Annotated in this window: 19 protein-coding genes and 2 other annotated features; of the genes, 4 read left to right on the top strand and 15 right to left on the bottom strand. The window is 39.0% G+C overall.

Translation table 11 applies throughout. The features are described from left to right. Positions 1-61: 61 nt before the first annotated feature. Positions 62-1,486, bottom strand: coding sequence for a basic amino acid/polyamine antiporter (locus tag ACIFUW_RS02825; RefSeq protein WP_002287090.1), 1,425 nt, complete (start codon positions 1,484-1,486; stop codon positions 62-64). 210 nt (positions 1,487-1,696) lie between these two features. Between ACIFUW_RS02825 and nrdI the strand changes: the two genes are divergently transcribed. Beyond that, positions 1,697-2,143 carry a class Ib ribonucleoside-diphosphate reductase assembly flavoprotein NrdI gene (nrdI, locus tag ACIFUW_RS02820; RefSeq protein ID WP_002287091.1) on the top strand — a complete coding sequence of 149 codons (447 nt, stop codon included), beginning with the start codon at positions 1,697-1,699 and terminating at the stop codon, positions 2,141-2,143. A gap of 64 nt (positions 2,144-2,207) precedes the next feature. Here nrdI and ACIFUW_RS02815 read toward each other — a convergent pair whose 3' ends face one another. The 6 genes from ACIFUW_RS02815 to ACIFUW_RS02790 all read right to left on the bottom strand — a co-directional run bounded on the left by ACIFUW_RS02815 (position 2,208) and on the right by ACIFUW_RS02790 (position 9,850). Beyond that, positions 2,208-4,190, bottom strand: coding sequence for a glucose PTS transporter subunit IIA (locus ACIFUW_RS02815; protein ID WP_002287092.1), 1,983 nt, complete (start codon positions 4,188-4,190; stop codon positions 2,208-2,210). A 13-nt stretch (positions 4,191-4,203) separates the two neighbouring features. Then, positions 4,204-5,100: an N-acetylmuramic acid 6-phosphate etherase gene (murQ, locus tag ACIFUW_RS02810; protein ID WP_002287094.1), complete on the bottom strand. Its 897-nt coding sequence runs from the start codon at positions 5,098-5,100 to the stop codon at positions 4,204-4,206. A 2-nt stretch (positions 5,101-5,102) separates the two neighbouring features. Beyond that, the gene (locus ACIFUW_RS02805) at positions 5,103-6,164 is read right to left on the bottom strand and encodes a DUF871 domain-containing protein (protein WP_002296173.1); all 1,062 of its coding nucleotides are present in this window, start codon (positions 6,162-6,164) and stop codon (positions 5,103-5,105) included. 210 nt (positions 6,165-6,374) lie between these two features. Next, positions 6,375-6,902: a histidine phosphatase family protein gene (locus ACIFUW_RS02800; RefSeq protein ID WP_002296174.1), complete on the bottom strand. Its 528-nt coding sequence runs from the start codon at positions 6,900-6,902 to the stop codon at positions 6,375-6,377. Between the two features lie 66 nt (positions 6,903-6,968). Next, on the bottom strand, positions 6,969-8,471 hold the full coding sequence (gene eat(A) / locus ACIFUW_RS02795) for an ABC-F type ribosomal protection-like protein Eat(A) (protein ID WP_002296175.1): 1,503 nt from the start codon (positions 8,469-8,471) through the stop codon (positions 6,969-6,971). 257 nt (positions 8,472-8,728) lie between these two features. Further along, positions 8,729-9,850 (bottom strand): glycerate kinase family protein, encoded by a 1,122-nt coding sequence (locus ACIFUW_RS02790; RefSeq protein ID WP_002289891.1) that lies wholly within the window; start codon positions 9,848-9,850, stop codon positions 8,729-8,731. A 125-nt stretch (positions 9,851-9,975) separates the two neighbouring features. Here ACIFUW_RS02790 and ACIFUW_RS02785 point away from each other — a divergent pair, with 125 nt between their 5' ends. After that, on the top strand, positions 9,976-10,917 hold the full coding sequence (locus ACIFUW_RS02785) for a 2-dehydropantoate 2-reductase (RefSeq protein ID WP_002296177.1): 942 nt from the start codon (positions 9,976-9,978) through the stop codon (positions 10,915-10,917). Positions 10,918-11,066: 149 nt separating this feature from the next. Here the strand turns inward: ACIFUW_RS02785 and ACIFUW_RS02780 are convergent, their stop codons facing one another. After that, positions 11,067-11,963 carry a hypothetical protein gene (locus ACIFUW_RS02780; RefSeq protein ID WP_002290034.1) on the bottom strand — a complete coding sequence of 299 codons (897 nt, stop codon included), beginning with the start codon at positions 11,961-11,963 and terminating at the stop codon, positions 11,067-11,069. A gap of 268 nt (positions 11,964-12,231) precedes the next feature. Between ACIFUW_RS02780 and ACIFUW_RS02775 the strand changes: the two genes are divergently transcribed. Then, on the top strand, positions 12,232-13,572 hold the full coding sequence (locus ACIFUW_RS02775) for an amino acid permease (protein ID WP_002296179.1): 1,341 nt from the start codon (positions 12,232-12,234) through the stop codon (positions 13,570-13,572). Between the two features lie 217 nt (positions 13,573-13,789). Then, entirely contained in the window at positions 13,790-14,233 is a 444-nt protein-coding gene (locus ACIFUW_RS02770; protein ID WP_002296181.1) for a DUF305 domain-containing protein, read from the top strand. Positions 14,234-14,736: 503 nt separating this feature from the next. On the opposite strand, the gene nhaC is transcribed toward ACIFUW_RS02770, so the two are convergent. The 7 genes from nhaC to mgtA form a co-directional block, all read right to left on the bottom strand. Continuing rightward, positions 14,737-16,155, bottom strand: coding sequence for a Na+/H+ antiporter NhaC (nhaC, locus tag ACIFUW_RS02765; protein WP_002296182.1), 1,419 nt, complete (start codon positions 16,153-16,155; stop codon positions 14,737-14,739). Between the two features lie 402 nt (positions 16,156-16,557). Next, a complete protein-coding gene (locus tag ACIFUW_RS02760; RefSeq protein ID WP_002293788.1) occupies positions 16,558-17,781 on the bottom strand; it encodes a M20 family metallopeptidase in 1,224 nt (407 codons plus the stop codon). Positions 17,782-17,811: 30 nt separating this feature from the next. Continuing rightward, positions 17,812-18,651: a MetQ/NlpA family ABC transporter substrate-binding protein gene (locus ACIFUW_RS02755; RefSeq protein ID WP_002296185.1), complete on the bottom strand. Its 840-nt coding sequence runs from the start codon at positions 18,649-18,651 to the stop codon at positions 17,812-17,814. Between the two features lie 16 nt (positions 18,652-18,667). Beyond that, complete coding sequence (locus ACIFUW_RS02750; protein ID WP_002293786.1) at positions 18,668-19,348, bottom strand: methionine ABC transporter permease; 681 nt, start codon at positions 19,346-19,348, stop codon at positions 18,668-18,670. 1 nt (position 19,349) lies between these two features. Beyond that, positions 19,350-20,423, bottom strand: a complete 1,074-nt coding sequence (locus ACIFUW_RS02745; protein WP_002296186.1) for a methionine ABC transporter ATP-binding protein — start codon at positions 20,421-20,423, stop codon at positions 19,350-19,352. A gap of 55 nt (positions 20,424-20,478) precedes the next feature. Further along, positions 20,479-20,717, bottom strand: a binding site (T-box leader). 42 nt (positions 20,718-20,759) lie between these two features. Beyond that, positions 20,760-20,993 (bottom strand) — a binding site (T-box leader). 76 nt (positions 20,994-21,069) lie between these two features. Continuing rightward, entirely contained in the window at positions 21,070-21,741 is a 672-nt protein-coding gene (locus ACIFUW_RS02740; RefSeq protein ID WP_002296187.1) for an HAD family hydrolase, read from the bottom strand. Positions 21,742-21,827: 86 nt separating this feature from the next. Beyond that, positions 21,828-24,476, bottom strand: a complete 2,649-nt coding sequence (mgtA, locus tag ACIFUW_RS02735) for a magnesium-translocating P-type ATPase (RefSeq protein WP_002296188.1) — start codon at positions 24,474-24,476, stop codon at positions 21,828-21,830. Positions 24,477-24,585 lie beyond the last annotated feature (109 nt).

The following is a 24,585-nucleotide window of genomic DNA, read 5'->3' as shown; positions in this document are numbered from 1 at the left end:
CCTAGTATGTTTTTGAATAAACGACAGGCTCACAACCTCTCTTTATACTTCTTTTATACTTCTATACGTGAAGCATCCCAGTGGCAAATAAAACCATTGCAATCACTCCGACCATCGTCACACCTATAAGTAAAATCTTATCTAAGTGGATATGTTGTACAGGCTCGTTTTGCTCCTTACGTGCTTTGAGGTAAAAATAAATGCCTGGCAAGAAAAGAACAAGAACAAGCATTACTTCATTAAAGGCTACGACTAGCATAGCCCATACTTGAAAGGCACTTGCTAAAAGCCCTACTAAAAATTGGACCCATTCTTTCCGCTGATAAGAAAGTTTCATTTGGTACAATCCTAAGAAAAGCCACGTGAAGAAAATAGCTGCTGTACCAAGTGTGTAAGCAAAGTTATAAGCACTGTCAGTGAATAATAATGAAAGTAAAAAGACATTCGTACATAACGTCGTCAATACGATAGCATAAGTTGGTGCCCCATTTTTGTTGAGTTTTCCCCATGCTTTAGGCAAAAGTCCGTCTTCAGCCATGTTTCCCATTGTTTCAATCGGTAAGATCGTCCATGAGAGCCAAACACCAACTAAAGAAATGATCAAACCGCCGTTGATCACGACTGCTCCCCATTTACCAACCATCATTTCAAACACATAGCCCATAGCAGGCTGCGCCTTGATCGTTTGCAGCTGATTCATCGTCATTGTCCCATATGGAAGCATGGAAACCAAGACGTAAATAATAATCAAGCCGAATATCCCTAGAATCGTTGCTTTCCCAACATCTGATTGTTTTTTTGCTCGTGAACCTACGACAGAGGCTCCTTCAATACCAACAAATACCCAAAGCATCACCATGATGCAACTCAATACTTGACTGGAAAACGGGATCGGCTGTCCATTCGCATTCAATATAATGTCGCTAGAAAAGTTATCAATGAATTGTTGGATCGAAAACGTGCTGATAGCTACTACAATAAATAAAAATAATGGCACTAATTTACAGAATGTGACGATAGCATTGACGAAACTAGCATTTTCGACTCCCCGATTCACTAGCCATGCATATCCCCATAAAAAGACTGTACTCATCACGATCGATGCCAGATTTTGCCCACCTTCAAATACTGGGAAGAAATATCCTAATGCGCTCATCAACAATGTTGCAAAAGCTACGTTGCCTAACCAGCATGTGAGCCAGTAACCCCAACCGCTGATAAAACCAGCGAAACGGCCAAAACCTTCTTCTGCGTAACTAAAGATCCCGCCTTTTAAATCTGGACGTTTTTTATTGATATTATTGATCGACAAGGAGAGCATCAACATTGCTGTTCCTACGAGTACCCAACTGAAAATAGCTGGGCCGCCAGCCGATCCGGAGATGTCCGTCATAATACCAAATACGCCACCTCCAATCGCTGAACCAATTACTAAGGCAGCAAGTGGAATTAAACCAATTCCTTTTTTCTGTTGCTCTGTATCCATGTAAGCATCCTCCAAAATAAAACCGCTTTTATCAAAAAGTATAACAAACCTTTTTTATTTTTACTTAATTAATAAAAACTTTAATAGAAATATAATTCTACCGGCTTTTTTCTCATTATACAAGCAAAGCGCCTAGTCCCTTTCCAAATTACACCACCAAAAAACTTAAAAAAGATGCTATACTAAAAGGAAAGAATTGGAGGATGATCCATGAACATTTTATATATATCGATTTCAGGAAATACGCGTGCCTTTGCCAAACATCTAGCAGAATATGCTGAAAAAATGCATGCAGAAGATCCTGTCAATCCTGAAGTTACTTTAAAAGAAATCCATGAAAATAGTGATTTTACGAAAGAAACAGAACCATTTTTTACTTTCGTTCCTACTTATTTAGACGGCGGAAATGGTTTAGATAACGGTGATACAGAAATCTTGACCGAAACGATGCGTGAATATCTGGAACATGAAGACAATCATAAACTTTGTCTTGGTGTAGTCGGTAGCGGAAATAAAAACTTCAATAATCAGTATTGTCTAACAGCCAAACAATATGCACAAACATTTGGCTTTCCTTTCTTGGCAGATTATGAATTACGGGGAACACCATCTGATGTGACACGAATTTATCAGATTTTAGCAGAAAACAATAAATAATAAAAAAGAAGAAGCTGAAAAATAGATTTCAGTTTCTTCTTTCGTTTCTATTGTTTCTATCATATTAAGCTTTGACATCCATCACAGGTGCTTTTGCTTTTGCTTTACCTGTTTTTTCCAAGACAAAGTTTTTTACACGATCCATATTGGTTACCAAGACGATCATGGATGTTTCTTTGCCTGCTGCTTTGATCGCTTCTAAGTCAGCTTCTGCTACAAGCGTATCAGGTGTCACTTGCTGCCCTTCTGTTACTTTCACATCAAATGGCGTACCGCCTAAGTCAACTGTGTTGATTCCCATATGAAGCAAGATTTCTAAACCATTTGGCGTTGTGATCCCAATAGCGTGTTTCGTTGGGAAGACAGAGCTGACTACCCCAGTAACTGGAGAATAGATATGTCCGTTTTCTGGTTCTACAAAGTAGCCTTCACCCATCATCTTTTGTGCAAAAACTGGATCACTTGCTTTATCTAAAGAAACAACTGTTCCGTCAGCAACTGATGAGAGGATAGTCACACTTTCAGCTGAAGTTTGAGGTACTACTTTTTCAGGCACTTCATTTACTGTGGCTGTTTCAGTCGCTAATTCTTCTTTTTCTAAACGGTCTTTAGGAATACCGAAGAAGAATGTAGCAACGAAGCCACCAGCATAAGCTGCCAATAATCCAAGGATGTAGCCTAACCATTTACCGTCAGAGATCAATGGGATCAAAGCGGCTCCTGAAGGTCCAATAGCGATAGCCCCGACATTTCCGATCATTCCGATCACTGCCCCGCCGATACCTCCACCGATACAAGCAGTAATAAATGGGCGTCCTAGAGGTAATGTTACTCCGTAAATCAATGGTTCGCCGATTCCTAGGATCCCGACTGGTAAAGCTCCTTTGATCATTTCTGTTAATTCTTTATCTTTTTTGCAGCGAATCCATAATGCCAATGCTGCACCCACTTGTCCTGCACCAGCCATCGCAAGAATTGGAAGCAATAGCGTACGACCAGTTTCATCAATCATTTGCACATGGATTGGAGTCAAAATTTGATGCAGTCCGAACATAACCATCGGCAAGAATAATGTGCCTAGAACGAAGCCGGCAAATGCTCCACCAACGCCAAGTACCCAGTTGATCCCACCGACCATGCCATCAGAAATGAAACCTGCTAAAGGCATGATGAAGAAAATTTCAATCAGACCGATGGCAATCAATGAAAGAGTTGGTGTAACGATGATATCTACCGCATCAGGTACTACTTTATGCAGTTTTTTCTCAACGATTGACAATAGCCAAACAGCGAAGATGACACCTAGGATCCCACCTTGTCCAGCTGCAAGAGCTTCACCAGTAAATAAGTTTTTCAGTGGTGCTTCCGGATTCATCCCTGTCAGCATCACAACGGCCCCGATAACTCCACCAAGAGTTGGTGTTGCACCAAAAACTTGTGCAGCATTGATACCTGTATAGATAACTAGGTAGCTAAACATCCCGTTTTTCAAGATGTTCATCACATCGATATATTGTTGCCATGTTGCTGCATCAAGTGTTCCGGCTGTGACTAAGTTTGCTAAAACTGCGGCAATCCCTGCCACGATCCCAGTACCGACAAATGCAGGAATCATTGGCACAAAGATATTAGAAATGTCTTTTAATACCGATTTGATTTTAGATGGTTTTTGTTTCGATTTTTGTGCCGCTTTCATTTCTTGTGCCCGTTCGTTTACACGGTCTTTTCCAGATGCTGATGAATTTGCTGTAGCTGTACTTACAGAAGAAAGTTTTTCTCCTAATTTCACGCCTGCCAAATCAACCATTTGCTGTGCTACTTTGTTCACTTTCCCAGGTCCGATGATGACTTGAAGCTGTTCATCTTCTACTACACCAAGCACTCCTGGAATCGCTTTTAATTCAGAGACATTTACAAGATCATCATTGATGATCTTCATACGCACACGAGTCATGCAGTGGACAATGCTTTCTACATTGCCCATGCCGCCTGCCCCTTTATAAATTTGTTTTGCCAGTTCTTCCAAAGTCAGTTCGTTTTTTGCCATGGTCTTTTCCCCCTCATAAGGTCCCTTTTACAAATCCGTTTGCTTCAGCTAATTTTGCTTGAGCTTCCTCTTTATCACTATTTGTCAAAATCATGACGATAGCCAGCTTAACATTTTGATCTGCTTCTTCAAAGTACTTTTCAGCTGTTTCGTAATCAGCTTCTGTCGCTTGCATGATGATTCGTTTTGAGCGTTCGATTAGTTTTTCATTTGTTGGTTTGACATCGACCATCAAGTTATTGAATACTTTACCTATACCAATCATACTGATAGTAGAAATCATATTCAAGATAAGTTTTTGTGCTGTTCCTGACTTCAATCGAGTAGAGCCTGTCAAAAATTCTGGACCTGCATCGACTTCGATTGGGAAATCCGCGTGTTTACTGATTTCGGCTTGTTTATTGCAAGAAATCGTTCCTGTGACAGCACCGATCGATTTTGCGTAATCTAATCCACCGATCACATATGGTGTACGACCGCTAGCTGCGATACCAATAACTATATCATTTTTTGTCAAATTCAGCTTGATTAGATCTTCTTGCCCTAGCTCATAAGAATCTTCGGCCCCTTCGACAGCTACAGTCATTGCTTCTTCTCCACCAGCAATTAGACCTATGACCATTTCCGGTTCTACACCGAATGTCGGTACGCATTCAGCAGCATCTAACACACCTAGTCTTCCACTTGTTCCGGCTCCCATATAAATCAGACGTCCACCTTTTTTAAAGGACTCAATCGTGTTAGCAATCACTGGTTCGATACTTGTCAGTTCTTTTTCAACCGCAGCGGCCACTTTCTGATCTTCTTTGTTCATTAGTTGAACGGCTTGAGAAATACTCATCTCATCTAATCCAAAAGTTTCTTGGTTTCTGCGTTCCGTTGTTAGGTTCTCTAAATTGATTTTGCTCATTTTTATCTTCCTTCTTTTCTTATAAATTGATAGTTCATACCAGCTTTGATTTGGTTGATCAATGGTAGCTCTTCTTTGATAACTTTAGCTACTACATTCACTTTTTCATCCGCTGGCAAATCATATTTGGTTAATTGGATCTCACCCATATAGCGCAAATACTTTTCGTTATCTAAAGTAATAGACCCTTTCATACGCGTAGCTGTATTTCTTGCTGGGATAGGCGGAATCTCTCGAAAACGTGCATCTACGCTTCGTATGACATCTCTTGCATCGTCTTGCCGATTCGTATGCTTCCCTAATATATATTCGTAAAATTCTTCATCTACAGGTTCCGTATGGAGCAAGACTGTCTGTTCTTTTTGGAAAGAAGCAAATTGCTCCTGAACGTTTTCTGACAGACCTGCATCTCCGATGTAAACAATATCCGTGTTACTTGCTAATAGATCTAGAGCGCCTGCAAGAGGATGGATCCCTCGATGTTCTTCCAAAGTTGGCAATCCTTGATATAGTGGGCCTCTCAACTCTGTATCTCCTGGTACAAAACCTTGGACAAGGAGACCTTGAATTTTGAGCCATTGATTTTTTTTCTGATACCATTCTTTGTCCAGCCCTGTTTCGGGACGTGGATAATAATTATGCCAAGCTTCAATCTGTGAGAAATCAGCTTCTGCTTCTTTCAATTCATCGATATCTTTAGGCGTGATCGTGCTAGCATTCAAACTGATTTTCAATTGATGTGACCAGTCGGCAATCTGCTGATTGGAAATATGATAATCCATTCTTAAACCTGTTACACCAATTGCTTTCAAAGGCGTTAGATCTTCTAATGAAAAACCCGCTCGTTCCAATGCCTCTCCTGAAATATCGACCATCAATTCTAGTTTATTCTTTTTCGCTTCGCTTCCTAGTTCGATCAATCGCTTTTGATATGCCGAAACATCATCTTCTGGTATATGCATGGAAGTGAAAATACCGACAAAGCCATTGGATGCCATTTGGCGGATATACTGTTTCTTCTCTTCTGACAAAGAATCGTTCATAAATATTGAAAAGCCAAACATATTATCCCTCTTTTTCTGTATCCGTCTTCATTTCTATGACTAGAGTATATATCTAAAGAAACAAAATTTCAATACTTTTATTAAAATAATTAAATTTCATTTCTAAAGGTTGAGTTTATATTATCAAAAGAATTGTCATAACCTAAAAAAGGCACTGCTAAGCAAAAGCAGTGCCTTGAAATATTTTATTTAAATAACACAAAAACATAATTACTCATAAGAAACCAATTCTGTATTATCTACCATGAATGTAAAGAACCCCTCATTAGGCATCGGATGAAAATAAGCATTGATCACTCTTATCAAGGCATTATGGCAAACTAACAGATAGACATTTTCTTCGTCTTCGATGCATTCTTTCAATAAAGGAACGATCCGTGCATACACATCTAAGACTGACTCCCCATTTGGGAATCGTACAGCGAACGCTAAACGTGCTTTTTGAAAGTTCTCATCTTTGCTTGGCAGTCCATCATAATCCCCAAAATCCATTTCTACCAATCGTTCATCAACGGTCAGCGGCAAGCTGAGACGATCAGCAACTGCTTGTGCTGTATCTCTTGCTCGTTGAAGAGGGGAATGGATGATTTTCGTGATTGGAACAGGCAAATCTACTACCTTTTCTGCTAGTTTCTGTGCCTGCATCTGTCCTTTTTCAGTCAGCGGCACATCTGCCCGTCCGCAAACTAATCCTTGTGCGTTCCAAGTTGTTTCTCCGTGTCTCGTTACATAAAGCATGTGATTCTCTCCTTCGTTGGCAAAGTTCCCCTTAACCATACCTTGTTGTTCTTGAGATTACAAGGGTTAGATTCTCTCAAGAGAAATAATCTCAGTAGATACTTTATCCAGGAAGGTTTGATCATGTTCCACTAGTAACATGGCAGGTTTCACGTTCAAGATCAGTTGTTCTAATTGTTCTTGATTGAAGACATCCAAATAATTCAATGGTTCATCCCATGTATATAGTTCAGCTGGCTGTGATAAAGATTTAGCCAATTCCACTTTTTTCCGTTGGCCCATACTCATCTGCTCGATCTTGTTATGAAAAACATCTCTTTCCATCCCAAGCTTTCGGAGGTTGTTCAAAAATGCTTGGTAGTCTACTTGGTTTTTCTCTGCAAATTCCGCCAACGTTCCTCGATTGTCTTCATAATTTTGGCTTGCATAACTAATGCTCAGATGTTTTGGCTGGTATTTTTCTCCTATAACCTTGCCGTTGAATGCCCCCAGAAGATAATGGATAATGGATGACTTTCCTGCACCGTTAGGACCTGAAATCGCCACCCGCTGATGAGGCTCGATTGTAAAATGAATTGGCTCGAATAACAGATTTTCATACCCTAATTGAAGATCTTCTACGCTTAAAAGTCGCTTATGGTGAGACGCTTGGCTATTCATCGTCAAAGAATCGATATATTCGATATCTTTTAATAGTTTTTCTTTCTCGCTGATCTGGGTCTCCATCCGATTCACGATTGCTTTGGATCGTTTCATCGTCCGTGCAGCATCAGCACCCACTGCTCCTTTATTCACTCGTCTAGATTCAGTATCGATGAATCCGACTTGTTTCTTTGTTTTATCTCCTTCTCGGGAACGAGACCATTCGGCTTTTTCAGCTGCTGTTTTCTTTAGCCTACTGACTTCTTTTTTCAATTTTTCATTTTGAGCCATTTCAAATTCATCACGAAGTTTTTTCTGTTCTTCATAGATAGAGAAATTCCCTTGATAAAGTTCCAGTTGACTTTTTTCGATTGCTAAAACATGGTCCACTACTTCATCGATAAATCCCCGGTCATGGCTGACCACGATGAAGCCTTGTTTTTTCTTTTTCAAATAAGCCGCTACTTGTTTTCTACCAGAGATATCCAAATGATTCGTTGGTTCATCGATTAACGGGAAATGAGTGTCATCCACAAATAAAAGTGCCAGTAGGACTTTTGTCTTCTCTCCCCCCGATAGTGTGCTGAATTCTCTCCATAAGATTTCAGGATCTGTTTGCATCAATTGGAGCTCTCTTTCGATTTCCCATATCTCAAAATCCGTAATATCATTTAACACGTAATAGGTTAAACGTTCTTTATCTTTTGTCTGTTGCGGGAAATAGGCAAATTCTTGCTGATGGATTACTTGCCCTTGATAAGGTAGTTTGTTTTGTAGAATATTCAGTAAAGTTGTCTTTCCTCGACCGTTTCGTCCGATAAGTCCTAGTTTCCATTGTGTGTCAAAATTTAGATTTGCTTGTTCAAATAATAATGTGCCTTGGCTGTCGTAGCCGAATGTCAGATTTTTTATTTCGATTTTAGACATTTTCCATCACCTCGTAAAAAAAGACCAGTCCTATTTTCAGAACTGGCTAAAGAGGATGCAAGGGTTGGATACACACAAAAAGACCCATACATCGAAAAAACCAAGCCAATCCCGAAAATCTGCACACTGCTTCCTTGTCTCCACAAGGTACAGTCTGAATGCAGCTTTCATCAATCGACTTAATTTTTCAATGCACGGATCCCTCACTTTGTCCTATATTTGAAATTACGATAGCATAAAGAAAATGATTTTGTCAACTACTTCGGGAGGATGGTGAAAAATCTGCTAAGTGTCTGTCCTAAGATTTTTGTTTTTTCTAATGTTTGCCTGTGTTCCATTGCTTCTTCTAAACCTATTGGACCCAAATGAATACTTAAGACAATTGGGAGAAAATCAGAAAGTCCTTCTAGCTCTTGGTCTCTACTTCCGCAAATAGCGATTATTGGTTTTCGATATTTTTTTGCAAGCACTGCTACACCGTATGGAACTTTTCCGTGGATCGTTTGCTGATCGATCCGCCCTTCTCCTGTAATGATGACATCTGCTTGTTCGATCTTTTTTTCCAATCCAGTGATTTGGCTGACTAAATCGAAACCAGAAACCATCTTCGCTCCCAACAAAAAAAGGGCTCCACCAATACCGCCTGCTGCTCCACTTCCTGGAATATCATCTAAATCCACCTCCCAGAAATCTTTTATTTGCTGAGCAATCTTTCCTGCTTGTTTATCTAAGAAAGCTAGCGTCGTATCTATTCCTCCTTTTTGTCTTCCAAATTGCCAAGCAGCTCCTTGTTGACCTGTATATGGATTGGTAACATCTGCAGCGATAATCAATTTTACTTTAGAAACAAGAACGTTTCTTCGATCAAAATGAAGTTTTTTAGTAGATAATAAAGGATTTCCTTCTGTGTACCCTTCTAAAGAAGCACCCAAGGATTGGAGTAATCCTAGACCACCATCGCTACACCCGCTTCCTCCTAAAGTGACAATAATTTGTTCTACTTCTTGAAGCAGTGCATCTTTAATAAGTTCTCCTAAGGCATAACTGGAAGCAAGTCGGATAGTTTGATCCGTTGGTTTATCAAGTAGATCTAACCCCAATGCTTGTGCAGATTCGATGACTGCGGTGTTTTTTCCTTGCCAAGTTGTCAATAAATAGCTGATTTTTCGCTGACGGAATAAGAGATCCATCCCATCAATGGTACGCCATGTTCCCCTGAGCGCGTAATAGATTGCTTCTGCAGTATTTTCTCCGCCATCTGCAATCGGCACATTGATTTTTCTTCCTTTACGATCTTCCCAGCCATTTAGAACTGCCTGATTTAGTTCAAATGAAGAAGCACTTCCTTTAAATGAATCAATTGCCGCCAAAATATCCATCTGTATCCCTCACTTTCTTCTTAAGTAAGACACTTTTTTTCATTTTTTTCAAACAAAACAATGCTATTTTCTTCCATTTTTCTATATACTAAAAGGGAACTCATTGAATAAAGGAGAGAAAAAACATGAAAATCGCAATAGCTGGGGCCGGAGCAATGGGCAGCCGAATCGGATTGATGCTACATCAAAGCGGAAATGAGGTCCTCTTGATCGATCGTTGGCCTGCTCACATTGAAGCCATTCGTACAAATGGGTTGATTGCTGACTTTAACGGTAAAGAAGTGGTCGCAAAACTGCCAATCTATTCACCAGAAGAAATCATCGAAAGCAACGAACACGTGGACTTGATCGTAGCATTAACAAAAGCCAATCAATTAGATGATATGTTTTGTTCGATCCAATCCATTATTACTGACAATACTTATGTTTTGTGTTTACTAAATGGATTAGGTCATGAAGATGTACTGGAAAAATATGTGCCAAAGAAAAATATCTTATTTGGGATCACGATGTGGACAGCTGGTCTAGCTGGTCCCGGAAAAGTCACATTGTTAGGTGATGGAGAAATCGAACTAGAGAACTTGGAACCAGAAGGCGAAGCATTTACAAAAAAAGTTGTAGAAGTCTTTCAAGAAGCAAATTTAAATCCGATCTATAGCCATAACGTTCGTTATTCCATTTGGCGAAAAGCTTGTGTAAATGGAACATTGAATGGTTTATGCACGATTTTGGATTGTAATATTGCTGAACTAGGCGCGCAAAAAGCGGCAGAGAGCATGGTTCGAACAATCGTATCTGAATTTGCTTCTATCGCAGCAAAAGAAGGAATCATACTAGATCAAGAAGAAGTGTACCAACATATTGCTTCTACTTATGATCCTGACAACATCGGGTTGCATTACCCATCTATGTACCAAGACCTGATCAAAAACCATCGTTTGACTGAAATCGACTACATCAATGGTGCCATTTGGCGAAAAGGACAAAAATATGATATTGCTACACCATATTGTGCCTTTTTGACCCAATTAGTCCATGCAAAAGAAGGAATCCTTGGCGCAGAATAAAAGGCTCTCTGATGAGAATCAGCTGAATCAGCAGCTGGTTCTCTTTTTTTAAGCCCAATAAAAGATCAAAAAGAAAACACAACTCTCATGATGCCATAAGAATTGTGCTTGTTTGTTTCAGTACATAATCTCTTCAAAATGTAGGTTTTTTATTTGTTTTCAACAGAGGAGAGGTCATATTCGTATTGCTCATAAATAGTGGAATCGTTAGTGATAAATCGTTTTGCCCAATTTTCTGCATCATAAAATTCCAATAGCTCTGATAGGATTGGCTTAAATGGTGTATGCAGAAATTCCGGTAATTCATCTAAATCACGTTCTCGAAGCAAAAAAATATTTTCAGGACGATAAAAATGATAATGAGCAATCGCTTGATTATCCGTCACTAGTTTCTTTTGAAAATACATGGATTCAAATGTCCGCAAAGTCACTCCTTGCTGACCCTCCCGCAACAGTTCCAGAATCCCGCGCGATTCCCCTGTTTTTTTCAGGTACTCTTCATAAGTAAGATATCCAGGTTGTTCATTCCCTCGATGTGGAAGAATGAAATAGTTGGTCGTAACATCTCTTTTTATAAATTCCTGCTTATAGCTTTCTGCTCGTTCTTTTCTCCCATTATTCGTTGCACCAAAAAATAGATCCGTCTTTGGTTCGCTAGAAGAAAAATTCATATGTTTCGAATAAAATGAACTATTATGTTTCAGCCCAAGTTCTTTTGCTTCCAAAAAATCAAAATGATAAATCTCATCGATTGCCGGTTCATCTTGTGCCTGCTTCAGCATCGCCTCGTGTTCTGCTTTGAAGTGATTCCAAAAAAATAACACAATTTTTGCATTGGTAAATGGGCGCACGCGTCGAGCCATCTCCATATCAAATCCATAATCTAAAAAAACGATCAGCTGATAATTTGCCAACTGTTGTCTAGCTGATTTAATGAATTCCGACTGTAGTAAATCTTTTCCGGACCAAACATCTAAAGAGCGGATGGAAGGCAAAAAATAAAGTGATTTATTTTTTGCAACTAGCAGTACGTCATTTTTGTTCATCTTTTCCGCCTCACTTTCTCTGTCACTTTTTCCTATGATAGCCTGTTTAAATAGTAAAAAGCCAGTAAAACGTTTCCTATATTTGTATGAAAATTTAACATTTGTATGAAAATATGATGAAATAAATCATTCTTCTATTAAAATTCGCCTAAAAGTTTTCTGAATAGTTGTAATTGTCTGAAAATTTGTTATCATTAGTCATTGTTAAATATTGCTATTTATTCTTAATATAAATTTTGATTGTGAATTTAAAAGAAAGAGGTCATTTATGGAAGATAAAAAATTGAAAAAACAACTTAGCTCCAGACATATCACCATGTTAGCTTTAGGTGGAGCAATCGGTGCAGGTCTATTTAAAGGAAGTGGCGAAGCGATTGGGATCGCCGGCCCTTCTGTATTGATTGCTTTTTTGATTGGTGGGCTGATTTTATATATCGTGATGAAAGGTCTGGGAAAAATCGTTTTAAGCGGTGGCGACACGCATCACGGATTATCTGGTTTGATACGCCCTTATCTAGGTGCTCATTCTGCTGATTTTACTGATTGGGTCTACTGGTCTATGTGGATTATCAATATCATCGCTGAAGCTGTTGCAGCTGCTTCCTTTTTGCAGTTGTGGTTCCCGCACATTCCAGCCTGGGTATTTGTTTTTATGTTGGCTGTTTTAACTACGATCATCAATCTTTATTCGGTACGGTTATTCGCAGAAACAGAATATTGGCTGGCTTTTGCTAAAATCAGTGTCATTATCTTACTGATCATTTTTGCTACTTATCTTGTCGGTCAGCAAATGTTGGGCACAGGCGTTTTCCCTACCCTTCAGCAATTGACTGACCATGGTGGGTTTACTCCTCATGGTATGAAGGGAATCATCAGTTCTTTGCTTGTAGTTATCTATTCTTACGGCGGTTCTGAACTGATTGCTATCACGGTAAGCGAAGCAGATGATCCTAAACGTGCGATTCCTAAAGCAATCAAAGGTGTCATGGGAAGAATCATTTCCTTTTACATCATTCCTTTGTTTTTGCTTTTGATTCTTTTTCCTTGGAATACTTTAGCAGGCACGAATGTCAGTCCTTTTGTGATGGTATTTGAAAAAATGAATATCCCATTTGCAGCGGATATCGTCAATTTTGTGATTGTCCTTGCTTTGTTCTCATCTATCAATTCGGGTGTGTATGCATCTTCAAGAATTTTGTTCTTCCGTTTGAAGGATCGAAAAGGTTCCTCTAGAAAACTAGCTGTTTTAAACAAGCATCAAGTACCGCAACGTGCTGTTTTATTTTGTACCAGTGTTCTTTATCTTGGTGTAGCTCTTTCTTATTTTGTCGGTGACAAATTATTTGGCTATCTGGCAGGTTCCCTTTCGTATACAGTATTATTGATCTGGATCATTATCAGTGCGGCATCCTTTGTACTGGCACTAAGAAAAGGAACATTATGGGATAAAGGAATCAGCTTTTTTGCATTAGCTGTCTTAGGATTGATTTTCCTTGGTATCCTGTTCACGAACTCCATTGGGGTAACTGTATTGACTGGCCTGCTTTACCTGTTCATTTATTTCAGTTATCAAAAAAAGAATGATGCGTTCGTATTGACGAATGAATGAAATCGATAGAAAATTTTATTTTATTTATGTGGAATAGATGGAGCTATTGAAGAAAGGAGTTGTGACAAAAGTCTTGTTGCAACTCCTTTTTCCGAATAAACAGTCTCATGACCTCTTGGTAAACGGTGTTCAAAAACCCTCTGTGCAAAATAATTGATTGTTCTCCATGCTCATGACATGATAGAAGAAAGGAATGAAAAAAAGGAGTTTGTTTTAAATGAAAAAGTATTGGAAGTTTTTGTTGATGATCGGTGTTTCAACGGTAGTTATGTTTGGTATGATGTACTTGAATGTCTATGCGCTCGATCATATCTTCTTCAGTCGTACACGAGTATTCATGGCGTTGATGATGGGTGCAGTCATGGCAGTCATCATGCTGTTGTTCATGTGGAAAATGTATGAAAACAAAAAGATAAATGTTATGATCTTAGCCGCTAGTCTTCTTGTTTTTGCCGGTTCCTTGTTTATGGTACGAAGCCAAACTACTGTCAACGACACAGCTTGGATGAAGGCCATGATTCCTCATCATTCTATCGCTATCCTGGCAAGTAAACGAGCTGATTTAAAAGATCCTGAAGTAAAAAAATTAGCGGAAGAAATCATTCAGGCACAAGAAGAAGAGATCGACAAAATGAAAAAAATGATCAAAGAAATGGAATGACCATTATCCGTCCAAATAAAAAAAGAGGATGTTCCAGAAGTTATCAGCTTCAAGAAATAAGAAGAAGCTACTTCTGGAACGCCGTGAATAAGGGGTTGTGAAAAAGCTGCCCTGCATCAAGTAATAAGAACAGCCAAACAAAAATAGCTTCTCCTATTTTTCGTTTGGTTAGGCTTATTACCGCAGATGCAAGCTTTTGAACACCGTTTATTAAGAGGTTGTAAAATCAGCGTTCTGACCTGAGTATTAGAGAGACAAATGGAAAAATAGTTCCTCATATTTTGCCATTTTTTGAGCTAATACCGAGGGTCAGCTGATTGAACACCGTTTATCGAGAGGTTGTGAAAAAGTCGCTTAGTTTCGCGTATTAAGAAAAATTTTGTGAAATGGCTTTCCACATTTTTGTATAAATTTGGCTTAATACCGAGAAACTGGCTTTTGAATACCGTTTATTCGTAAAAGGGATTGTGACAAAAGTCTTGTCACAATCCCTTTTTATGTTTTTATTGTTCTAATTGCGCTGTCTTGCTTACTGCTTCTTGCGGTTTCACAAATTTTTTTGAGATTCCCCAACCTGTGAAGGCACTGACCATCGAAAACACAGGAGAAAGCAAACTGAAAAATACGAATGGCAAGTAAGTGAGTGTAGGAATACCAAATGTACTTGCTACGAAACTTCCGGCAATTCCCCAAGGCACTAAGTAGTTGATTACTGTTCCACCATCTTCTAGCGTTCTACCTAATACAGTTGGATCAAATCCTGCTTTTTCATAAGTTTCTTTAAATGCATTACCAGGCAGAATAACAGATAGGAATTGTTCACCAATAAAAATATTTACTCCGATACTTGTCATCAATGTTGTAAAAATCAAATTTGGTGTGTTCGTCATCTTTCTTGATACTCGTTCCATCACGGTTGAGATCAAGCCAAATTCGATCAACAATCCACCTAATGACAAAGTTAGAATAATCAATGACACAGTAGGCATCATACTTTCGATTCCTCCGCGGCTAAGCAGTGAATCGATTTGTTGGTTTCCAGTATTTGAAACAAACCCTGATTCGATGACCCCAGCCAACTTCGTTAAGGAAGTTTGTGGGTTTTGAATAAAAATCATTCCTACTGCTACAGCGATATTCAACAAAATCGTTAAAATTGCCGGCACCTTTTTCCATGCACACAGTAACATTAAAAATAAAGGAATCAGTGACCAGATTGAAATAGTAAAGTTTGCTTCTAGAACATCAGTCACTTCACGAATAGATGAAAGACTTGCGGCTTTACTTGTGTGTCCTAAAATCATGAATAAAAAGAAAGAAACAACAAATGCCGGGACAGTTGACCACATCATATGCTTGATGTGTTTGAACAAATCGGCATCAACAATAGCTGCTGCTAGATTTGTTGATTCGGATAATGGAGACATCTTATCTCCAAAAACGGCACCTGAAACAATAGCTCCAACAACCAGCGCTGGATTTAAGCCTAGTGTTGTCCCAATACCGAAAAATGCAATCCCAATCGTTGACATAACAGTAAAGGCACTCCCTACAGCGCTACCTACGATTGCACACACAACAAATACAGAAGGGACAAACCACTGGACACTGATCAATTTGAACCCAATGACCATTAGAGTTGGAATGATCCCTGCTTGTATCCATACAGCAATCAATGAACCGACTAAAATAAAAATAAAGATTGGGATGATTCCTGGTTTGATGCCATTGATGATTCCTTCGTGCAGCCAATCTGTCGGGTATCTTTTTATCACTGCATACAACATGACCATTCCGATCGCTGCTAAGATCGTGATATTAGGTGAGACCTTTAATCCGACAACGCCAATCGCAATGCCTAAAACAATAACCATTAATACAAGTGTTGCTTCTAAAAAACTTGGTGTTCCTTTTTTTCCCATGATAATCTCTCCTTTTTTAGTTGTTCTTATGTTCTAAAAAAGTTAAGATATCGGATTACTCCGCCGCAATTCATCCGCGATTCCTCCTTTATAAAAATAAAAAGACCTGTTTTAAACTAAGGACGAATGACTCCGCGGTACCACCTTAATTAAAAACAGATCTGTTTTTCACTTTCAAACTTTTATTCAAATGTATGGACTTTCCATGTAATTCGTCAATTAGGCTTGATCGGTTCACAGCGACCACCGACTTTCTGAACAAAACACCTAACCGCTACTGCGTGAAAAGTTGACTTGTACGAAGTTTACCTTCCATAAGATCATTTGTCAATGAAAAAGAAAATATTTTTTCATTTTTCTGAAAATTATTTTTATAACTTTCACACACAAGTTTATTTTTTACTAGAAAGTAGCGCCCTCTTGTTTTTTTCTTGCTACTATTTCTTGATGTTCTTGCTTGATTCTTTCTAATAGCTTTGGCTCTTTCAACAGATCAAGAGCTGTATTGGCGAGTAGTTCTGCTGCAATCGCAATAGAAGCAAGGCCTTTGTCACTTTTAGCAGCAGCTTTGAATTCTTCTGTGTGTCCGGCAATATATGTCTCAGAGATTGCTACCGTAGGCTGGATTGTTGGTATGACTTGGCTGACATTTCCTACATCAGAAGAACCGAGACTTGTTCTTTGTTCCGTTTCTATTTCTTCATCTGGAACACCTGCTTCTTTTGCATGCTGGAAGAATAAGTCATCAAAAGAAGGAGTAACGATGACATCATCAACTGCATTTTGGAACAATCCAAACTCAAAAGTCGTGCCCGTACTTATCGCAGCACCTCGTACGATATTTTCCACTTTTTCATATACTTTATCTAATGTTTGCCGATTTCCTGCACGTAAATAGAAACGTCCAGCAGCGTAATCTGGAATGACGTTGGCAGCTACTCCTCCGTCTGTAATGATCCCATGGATATTGACATCTTTTGGCAATTGCAAGCGTAGAGCGTTGATTCCATTAAACACTTGGATCAATGCTTCCAAAGCATTTACTCCTTTTTCAGGTGCTGCTGCTGCATGGGAAGCGACACCGTAAAATTTGATGTCGACTGGATCATTCGCTAAAGATTCTGTCGTTTTCCCATAACGAAAAGCTGGATGGACGCATAACGCTACATCGACATCCTCAAAAAAACCTTCTCGAACAAAGCTGCCTTTAGCTGATCCGTTCTCGCCCCCTTCTTCCCCTGGGGTGCCATATACACGGATTTCTCCACCAGTTTCATCAATGAATTGCTTCACTATGCTGGCGGCTAATACGGAGTAAGTACCAAACAAATTATGCCCGCATGCATGACCAATACCTGGTAAAGCATCGAATTCTGCCAAAAAGGCAATTGTGGGACCGGGTTTATTGGAAATATAACGTGCATCAAAGGCTGTTCGGTGTCCAGCTACTTCTTTTTCTACCCAAAACCTTTCTTTTTCTAATTGTTTAATCAACGCTGCTGAGGAATAAAACTCATAGTTACTTACTTCAGGATGTTCGTGGATATCTAGAGCAAGTGCTTGATATTCTGGTAAACGATATTGGATTAGATCCTTCAATTGGTTTGTTGAGATTGTTGTTGTCATAAAAAATTCCTCCTATGCTAGTCATTTTTCTTATTTTCTCCCGAATGTTTCCCATGCAGGCACGCTTGATCCTTTTGATGTTTTCTCGATTACTTTGACTGTGTCTTCTGTTTGATAAGCGTCTACTATTTTTTGATACGTTTTATTGTTTTCATCTTCTTTTCTTGCAACGATGATATTCACATAAGGACGTGCATGGTCATCCACTGGTTCTAAGAAGATGGCATCAGAAGCAGGATTAAATCCAGCATCTACAGCTACACCGCTATTGATCACTGAAATGTCTACATCTGACAAAGCACGTGCTGTTTGGGAAGCATCTAATTCAGAAATGTCTAGATTTTTTCTATTCTCGGTAATATCAGAAACAGTGGGCGCTTGTCCTTTTGCCTTATCCACTTTGATCAATCCAGCAGTTTGCAATAACAGAAGAGCTCTGCCGCCATTTGTAACATCATTAGGGATTGCTACTTTTGCTCCGTCTTTGATATCAGCTACATCCTTCAAAGTGTTAGAATAAATTCCCAGCGGTGCATTGACAGTATTTCCGATCGATACTAAATCAGTTCCGTGTTCTTTATTGTAATTGTCTAAAAAGAATTGATGTTGGAAAGAATTCAAATCAATCGATCCATCTGCTAAAGCCACATTTGGTTGATTGTAATCTGTAAATTTCACGTATTCCAAATTAATGTTCTCCTTTTTCAAACGGTCTTTCACGTTGTCCCATACATCTGTATCTTCTCCAATAATCCCTAGTTTTACGATAGTTTCTTTTTTGTCAGTTGTATCTGCTTTTCCTTGGCTACACCCTGCCAACCAAATAATTGCTACAAATGTAATGACTACAAAACGAATAATTTTTTTCATTTTTTCTCCTCCACTTTCAATGTGTAATTTTTTTAATCAGTTGATTACTGATAAATTGACTTAAAAAAACTAAGATTAGAATCAATAATGTAGCCACAATCGTTACATCTGTTTGGAATCGATTATACCCTCTCGATATAGCAAGATTCCCTAATCCGCCTGCACCTACTGCTCCAGCCATGGTAGTCAGTCCGATCACGTTGATGATAGTCAACGCCGAGACCCGAATGATACCAGGCAAACCTTCTAACAAATACACACGTAAAATGATACCGATTGGACTGGTTCCCATCGCTTCTGCCGCTTCGATCACCCCAGGATCAACTTCTAGCAGTGCGTTCTCGATTTGACGAGCAAAAAACGGAACAACTCCAAAAATCAATGGCACTAAAGCTGCTTTCGCACCAATCGTCGTTCCAACTAAGAAACGAGTAGTCAATGCTAAAAGAGAAAGCAAGATAATGAAAGGGATGGAACGAATGATATTGATCAGCTTATCAAGTATTTCAAATAGCAGACGGTTAGCTAGTAATCCATTAGGGCGTGTCACTACTAACGTCACACCTAAGATGATTCCAATCATCCCGCCAATGAATGCTGTCCAAAAAGACATATATAGTGTTTGCTTCGTCGCTTCGACAAATTCATCCGGAATCAAATAAACATTGGGCAAATATGTTTTAAAGAAATCAGTCATTTTATCTTCCTCCTTCGATCACTTTGATACGACTATCTAAATCGTTTTTTTGTAAAATATTTATTTTTACACCAGATTTGATCAAATAATCCAATGCTTTTTTCCGCTGTTTGGTTTCTCCAGCTAAAGTAACGATCAAACTCCCTAACGGCGTTTCTTGTAATAACTCTACATTGCCATATAAAATATTCGCTGTTACTTGATATTTGCTGTACAGATGAGCGATTAGAGGTTCGTTCGTCTGATTTCCAATATAACTTAATTCCACCAGCCATTTATTGGCGATCTGATCGGCAAAAGCAGAATGGGCAATGATCGTTTCTAATGCTTGGTCAAGATGAGTAGCTGTTCGAATAAAATCTTTGGTCAATTCTTCTTCAGGATTGCTGAAGATCTGGATGCTGCTACCTTTTTCAACGATTCTTCCATCTTCCATAACCGCTACCTTGTTGCAGATTTCTTTGACAACTTGCATCTCATGAGTGATCAGGACGATTGTTAAACCTAACTGGCGATTCAATTTTTTTAACAATGCAAGGATCTGAAGGGTCGTTTTCGGATCAAGTGCACTGGTTGCTTCATCACATAATAATACCTTAGGTTCATTCGCCAAAGCTCGTGCGATTGCTACTCGTTGTTTTTGTCCCCCCGACAGTTGTTTAGGATAAGCAGATGCTTTTTCTTCCAAACCGACAAGTTCCAGTAGTTCATTCACTTTTTGACGACGTTCCTGTTTCGATTTTCCAGAATACTTTAAAGAAAAATCAACGTTGTCAAAAATAGTTCGGCTTTCCATTAGATTGAAATGCTGAAAGATCATACCGATGGCCTTTCTTTCTTTTCGCAATTCTTTGGGAGAGAGCTGACTCAGATTCGTCTGATTGACAATGACTTCTCCTGCTGTTGGTTTCTGCAGCAAATTCATCACACGAACTAACGTACTTTTCCCTGCACCTGAGTAACCGACGATTCCATAAACATCGCCTTTTTCAATCGTTAAATCTACAGAATCTACTGCCTGTATCTCTTTTTCTTTTTGTTTGAAACATACAGAAACATCTCGCAATTCAATCATTAAAATTCCTCCTTATCTAAAAAAAGCGTCCTCAAGAAAATGAAAATGTCATTTTCTTGAGGACGCTTTTTTGCGTGTTACCACCTCATGTTCAAGCTGTGTTCACACACAACTCCTCTTCAAGTACGATCATACTCTAGCAAGATATCGGTCGCAGCCGTCATCGCCTTACATCTATGCTCGGGATGAATTGCTCGATGGCCATTTTCCAATAGTCGTTCCTTGCTTCTTCTCAGCTACCGAAGCTCTCTGTCAAAGGTTCTTCTATCGTACTTACCATTTCAATGCAAATAATATTCAAAAAAAAAGTCCTTTTACTAACATAAACTATGTCAGTAAAAGGACGACGTATCGCGGTACCACCTTTTTTCGGAAGTTTCCTTCCCTCAAGCCCAACATCTCAAAAAGAGAGATTGGCGTTCGTTTTAACGGTCGAACAGTTCCGAATTTGCCTACTTATCGACAAATTATTCTCCAAGGCCATTTTCAGCTTTTCTTACTTGACTCTTCTCACCAGCCAGAGCCTCTCTGCAAAGTTTCCAAACTTACTTTCCTTTTCAACGAAATCGATATTTTGTTGTTGGGATTAATCTACATGAGGAAAACTGAAAAGTCAAGTACGAAATTCAAATTATTTTTTCTATATTTATTTTTCTGTTTTTTTATTTAACATTTCAATAACAGTTCGAAGATCTTTTCCTTCCGCAAGAAGTTTCAATTTTTCCTTTTCTTCGACGGTATAATTTCGGACAAAACTGGAATCAGGTATCAAAACAACGCCTAATCCTGCTCGTGAAGCAGCTGTTGCTCCTACTAAAGAATCTTCCACTGCAAAGGCTGAACTAGCTTCTAATCCTGTTCGTTCCAAAGCTGTCAGATAAGGAATCGGTGAAGGCTTGTTCTCCGACACTTCGTCTCCGAATGTAAACGTGTCCAAGTAATCAGCTAATTTAAAGTGATCCAAGATATCTGTTGCTCTTTTCGTAACAGTGGTCGTAGCAATGCCTAGTTTCATATGACGTTCTTTTAAGTCTGCCAATATTTCTTTTGCATATGGTTTTAAGTGGATGGCTCCGCTTGTCAGCTGTTGATAAAAATATTCTTCACGCTTCGCTCGGACTTCCTGTACTTTTTCAGGGCTACCTGCTGCTTTCACTAAAATATCAAAACTTTGTTTCCAGTTTTTTCCGCCCCAAGCGTCAACGATTTCTTTTGGGATATGGATATCAAATTGCTGAAATCCCCAAAGCCAGCCATCACGATACGTTTTTTCTGTGTCAACTAACAAACCATCTAAATCAAATATTGCACCTTTCATCTATACATTAATCCTTTCCAAAACAATACACATAGTTTAGCACGACTGGTCCAAAAAGAACAGAAGCAAAGAACCAGCCTTCTCGTTTATAAGAGTTCTTGGAATCGACGGATATAGATTTTCTTCACAGCTGTCACAAGCGCCAGATAAGCGATGACTGTAGCAAATAACCATAACCAGTAATTGCCAGGAAGTGGCATCAAGCCTAATTCAGCACCAAAACTTGTAAAAGGAAGGACAGAACCGACAATAATTCCTAATGTAGTGATAACAAACATGGCAAATGTTGCGTTGCTTTGGATAAATGGTACTTTCGGTGTACGCAGTGCATGGAGCACTAAGGTTTGTGTCCATAGTGATTCGACAAACCATCCTGCATGGAATAATGCGATGAAAATCACTCGCTGTGAACTATCCAATGTATGGAAACTTCCGCCCACTACAGCAGGACAAATAACAAAATACATCAACAAGTAAGTAGTAATATCAAATATCGAACTTGTTGGACCAAAGTAAACCATGAATTCCCCAATACTAGATGCATTCCATTTTTTTGGCTCGTCCAAATATTCTTTATCCATCCGATCCCATGGCAAGGAAATGCAGGAAACATCATAGATCAGATTCAAAAACAAAAGTTGTAAAGGCAGCATTGGTAAAAATGGCAGGAACGTACTTGCAATCAGCACGGAAAACATATTGCCAAAATTAGAACTTGCTGTAGCCTTGATATATTTCATGATATTCCCAAAAGTTTCTCGTCCAGAAAGAAGGCCTCTTTCCAAAATCGTCAAATCTTTTTCTAAAAGGATCACGTCTGCAGATTCTTTCGCAATATCCACAGCTGTATCTACAGAAATACCGATATCAGCCACTTTCATTGCAGGAGCGTCATTGATACCATCTCCTAAAAATCCGACAGTATGACCATTTTTACGTAAAGCTGTCGTCAAACGTGCTTTTTGCTGAGGATTCAATTTTACGAATACTTCATGGTCTTCAGCTACTTGTGCTAATTCATGATCACTCATTTCCGAGATTTTCTCACCGGTAACCAATTCATTGATCTCTAGACCTACTTGACGGCACACTGAACGTGTAACTAATTCGTTGTCCCCAGTCAGAACTTTTACAGCTACACCATGTTCTTTCAGAGCTTTCAACGCTTGTTTCGTTGTTTCTTTTGGTGGATCAAGGAAAGCAAGATAACCAATCAAAACCATGTCTGACTCATCTTTGACTGAAAATTCTCCAACGACGCTTGGATTGGTCTTTTGTGCGACACCAATCACTCGTAAGCCATCTTCATTAAGTGACTGTACTTTTGCAAGTACGGCTTCTTTTCGTTCTTTTGTTAATGGTGTAACAGTACCGCCAAGATCAATAAATTTAGAAATGTTCAGCATTTCTTCAATCGCGCCTTTTGTGATCATTTGTGTTTTACCAGCTGGATCAGCAACCACAACACTCATACGACGACGTTCAAAATCAAAAGGAATTTCATCCACTTTTTGATAATTGATCTTATCTGTATCTAAAGTTTCTGTTGCTTCATCAATGATAGCCACATCTAACAAATTTTTCAGCCCTGTTTGATAGTAGCTATTTAGATACGCATGGCGCAAAACACGATCATCTTCATTTCCTTCACAATCCATATGATATTCAAGAATGATTTTATCTTGTGTCAATGTCCCCGTTTTATCCGTACATAACACATCGATTGCACCAAAGTTCTGGATGGCATTCAAATTTTTGATCACTGTTCCTTTTTTGGCCATCACACTTGCTCCTTTGACCAAATTCGTCGTAACGATCATTGGAAGCATTTCAGGTGTTAGACCAACTGCTACAGATAGTCCAAAAAGAAAAGCTTCTAGCCAATCCCCTTTTGTAAGCCCATTGATGACGATAACTGCTGGAGCCATCAATGACATAAATTTGATCAGTAGCATGGATGTTTTATGGATGCCTAATTCAAAGCTTGATTGAATTGGTTTTTCAGATAGCGTTTCTGCTACATGACCAAATAGTGTTTCATTTCCAACAGAAACAATGATTCCTTCCGCACTTCCACTGATGACATTACTTCCCATAAAGACAAGATTTTCGTAACTTGTTTCGCTTTGCTGATCGTCTTCACATACTTTCGCATGCTTTTCTACTGGATAGCTTTCCCCTGTCAATGCTGCTTGGGAAATGAATAAATCCTTTGCGGACAATAAACGCATATCCGCTGGTATCATATCCCCTGCTGAAAGCCGAACAAGATCTCCACAGACGATTTCTTCCATAGGAATCTCTGTGTACTTTCCATTACGTTTTACAGCTGCCGTTACTTTCACAAGTGATTTCAGTTTTTCAGCCGCTTGATTGGAACGTACGGACTGAATCAACGTCATTGTCCCGCTGACGATAACCATAGTGAAGATAATGGCTACACCGAAAAGATCTTTATCTCCAGGAGCTGCTAATACATATTCCGTGATGAATGAAATAATTCCTAATGCGATCAACACTAATGTAAATGGCGTGATGTATGCTTTCAATATTTCTACAATGAATGGTGTTTTTTTGCCATATGAAATCGCATTTTCACCGTAATTTTCTCTTGAACGTTCGATTTGTTCTTCTGTCAATCCATTTGCTGATGCATGGAATAGTTCAAATAATTCTTGTTTCGTTTTTCCAGCAAAAGCTGCATAGATTTTTTGTGTATCTTTCTTTTTTTCCATCTCAATCTCTCCTTTGTGTCCAAAAGACAGCTGTTCTCGCTGCTTTTGGTCTTTAGCTATTCATCGGATCGATAGAGAAAAAACTGAAAGGGGCTGAGAACAGATAGAT

The organism is Enterococcus sp. PLH-Efm8 (assembly GCF_053011625.1).
This window is presented reverse-complemented; position numbering and strand designations above follow the sequence as displayed.

What these genes read in the sequence shown, in the direction of transcription:
- ACIFUW_RS02825 (WP_002287090.1), bottom strand. Translation starts at nt 1,486, where the DNA reads ATGGATACAGAGCAACAGAAAAAAGGAATTGGTTTAATTCCACTTGCT.
- nrdI (WP_002287091.1), top strand. Translation starts at nt 1,697, where the DNA reads ATGAACATTTTATATATATCGATTTCAGGAAATACGCGTGCCTTTGCC.
- ACIFUW_RS02815 (WP_002287092.1), bottom strand. Translation starts at nt 4,190, where the DNA reads ATGGCAAAAAACGAACTGACTTTGGAAGAACTGGCAAAACAAATTTAT.
- murQ (WP_002287094.1), bottom strand. Translation starts at nt 5,100, where the DNA reads ATGAGCAAAATCAATTTAGAGAACCTAACAACGGAACGCAGAAACCAA.
- ACIFUW_RS02805 (WP_002296173.1), bottom strand. Translation starts at nt 6,164, where the DNA reads ATGTTTGGCTTTTCAATATTTATGAACGATTCTTTGTCAGAAGAGAAG.
- ACIFUW_RS02800 (WP_002296174.1), bottom strand. Translation starts at nt 6,902, where the DNA reads ATGCTTTATGTAACGAGACACGGAGAAACAACTTGGAACGCACAAGGA.
- ACIFUW_RS02790 (WP_002289891.1), bottom strand. Translation starts at nt 9,850, where the DNA reads ATGGATATTTTGGCGGCAATTGATTCATTTAAAGGAAGTGCTTCTTCA.
- ACIFUW_RS02785 (WP_002296177.1), top strand. Translation starts at nt 9,976, where the DNA reads ATGAAAATCGCAATAGCTGGGGCCGGAGCAATGGGCAGCCGAATCGGA.
- ACIFUW_RS02780 (WP_002290034.1), bottom strand. Translation starts at nt 11,963, where the DNA reads ATGAACAAAAATGACGTACTGCTAGTTGCAAAAAATAAATCACTTTAT.
- ACIFUW_RS02775 (WP_002296179.1), top strand. Translation starts at nt 12,232, where the DNA reads ATGGAAGATAAAAAATTGAAAAAACAACTTAGCTCCAGACATATCACC.
- ACIFUW_RS02770 (WP_002296181.1), top strand. Translation starts at nt 13,790, where the DNA reads ATGAAAAAGTATTGGAAGTTTTTGTTGATGATCGGTGTTTCAACGGTA.
- nhaC (WP_002296182.1), bottom strand. Translation starts at nt 16,155, where the DNA reads ATGGGAAAAAAAGGAACACCAAGTTTTTTAGAAGCAACACTTGTATTA.
- ACIFUW_RS02760 (WP_002293788.1), bottom strand. Translation starts at nt 17,781, where the DNA reads ATGACAACAACAATCTCAACAAACCAATTGAAGGATCTAATCCAATAT.
- ACIFUW_RS02755 (WP_002296185.1), bottom strand. Translation starts at nt 18,651, where the DNA reads ATGAAAAAAATTATTCGTTTTGTAGTCATTACATTTGTAGCAATTATT.
- ACIFUW_RS02750 (WP_002293786.1), bottom strand. Translation starts at nt 19,348, where the DNA reads ATGACTGATTTCTTTAAAACATATTTGCCCAATGTTTATTTGATTCCG.
- ACIFUW_RS02745 (WP_002296186.1), bottom strand. Translation starts at nt 20,423, where the DNA reads ATGATTGAATTGCGAGATGTTTCTGTATGTTTCAAACAAAAAGAAAAA.
- ACIFUW_RS02740 (WP_002296187.1), bottom strand. Translation starts at nt 21,741, where the DNA reads ATGAAAGGTGCAATATTTGATTTAGATGGTTTGTTAGTTGACACAGAA.
- mgtA (WP_002296188.1), bottom strand. Translation starts at nt 24,476, where the DNA reads ATGGAAAAAAAGAAAGATACACAAAAAATCTATGCAGCTTTTGCTGGA.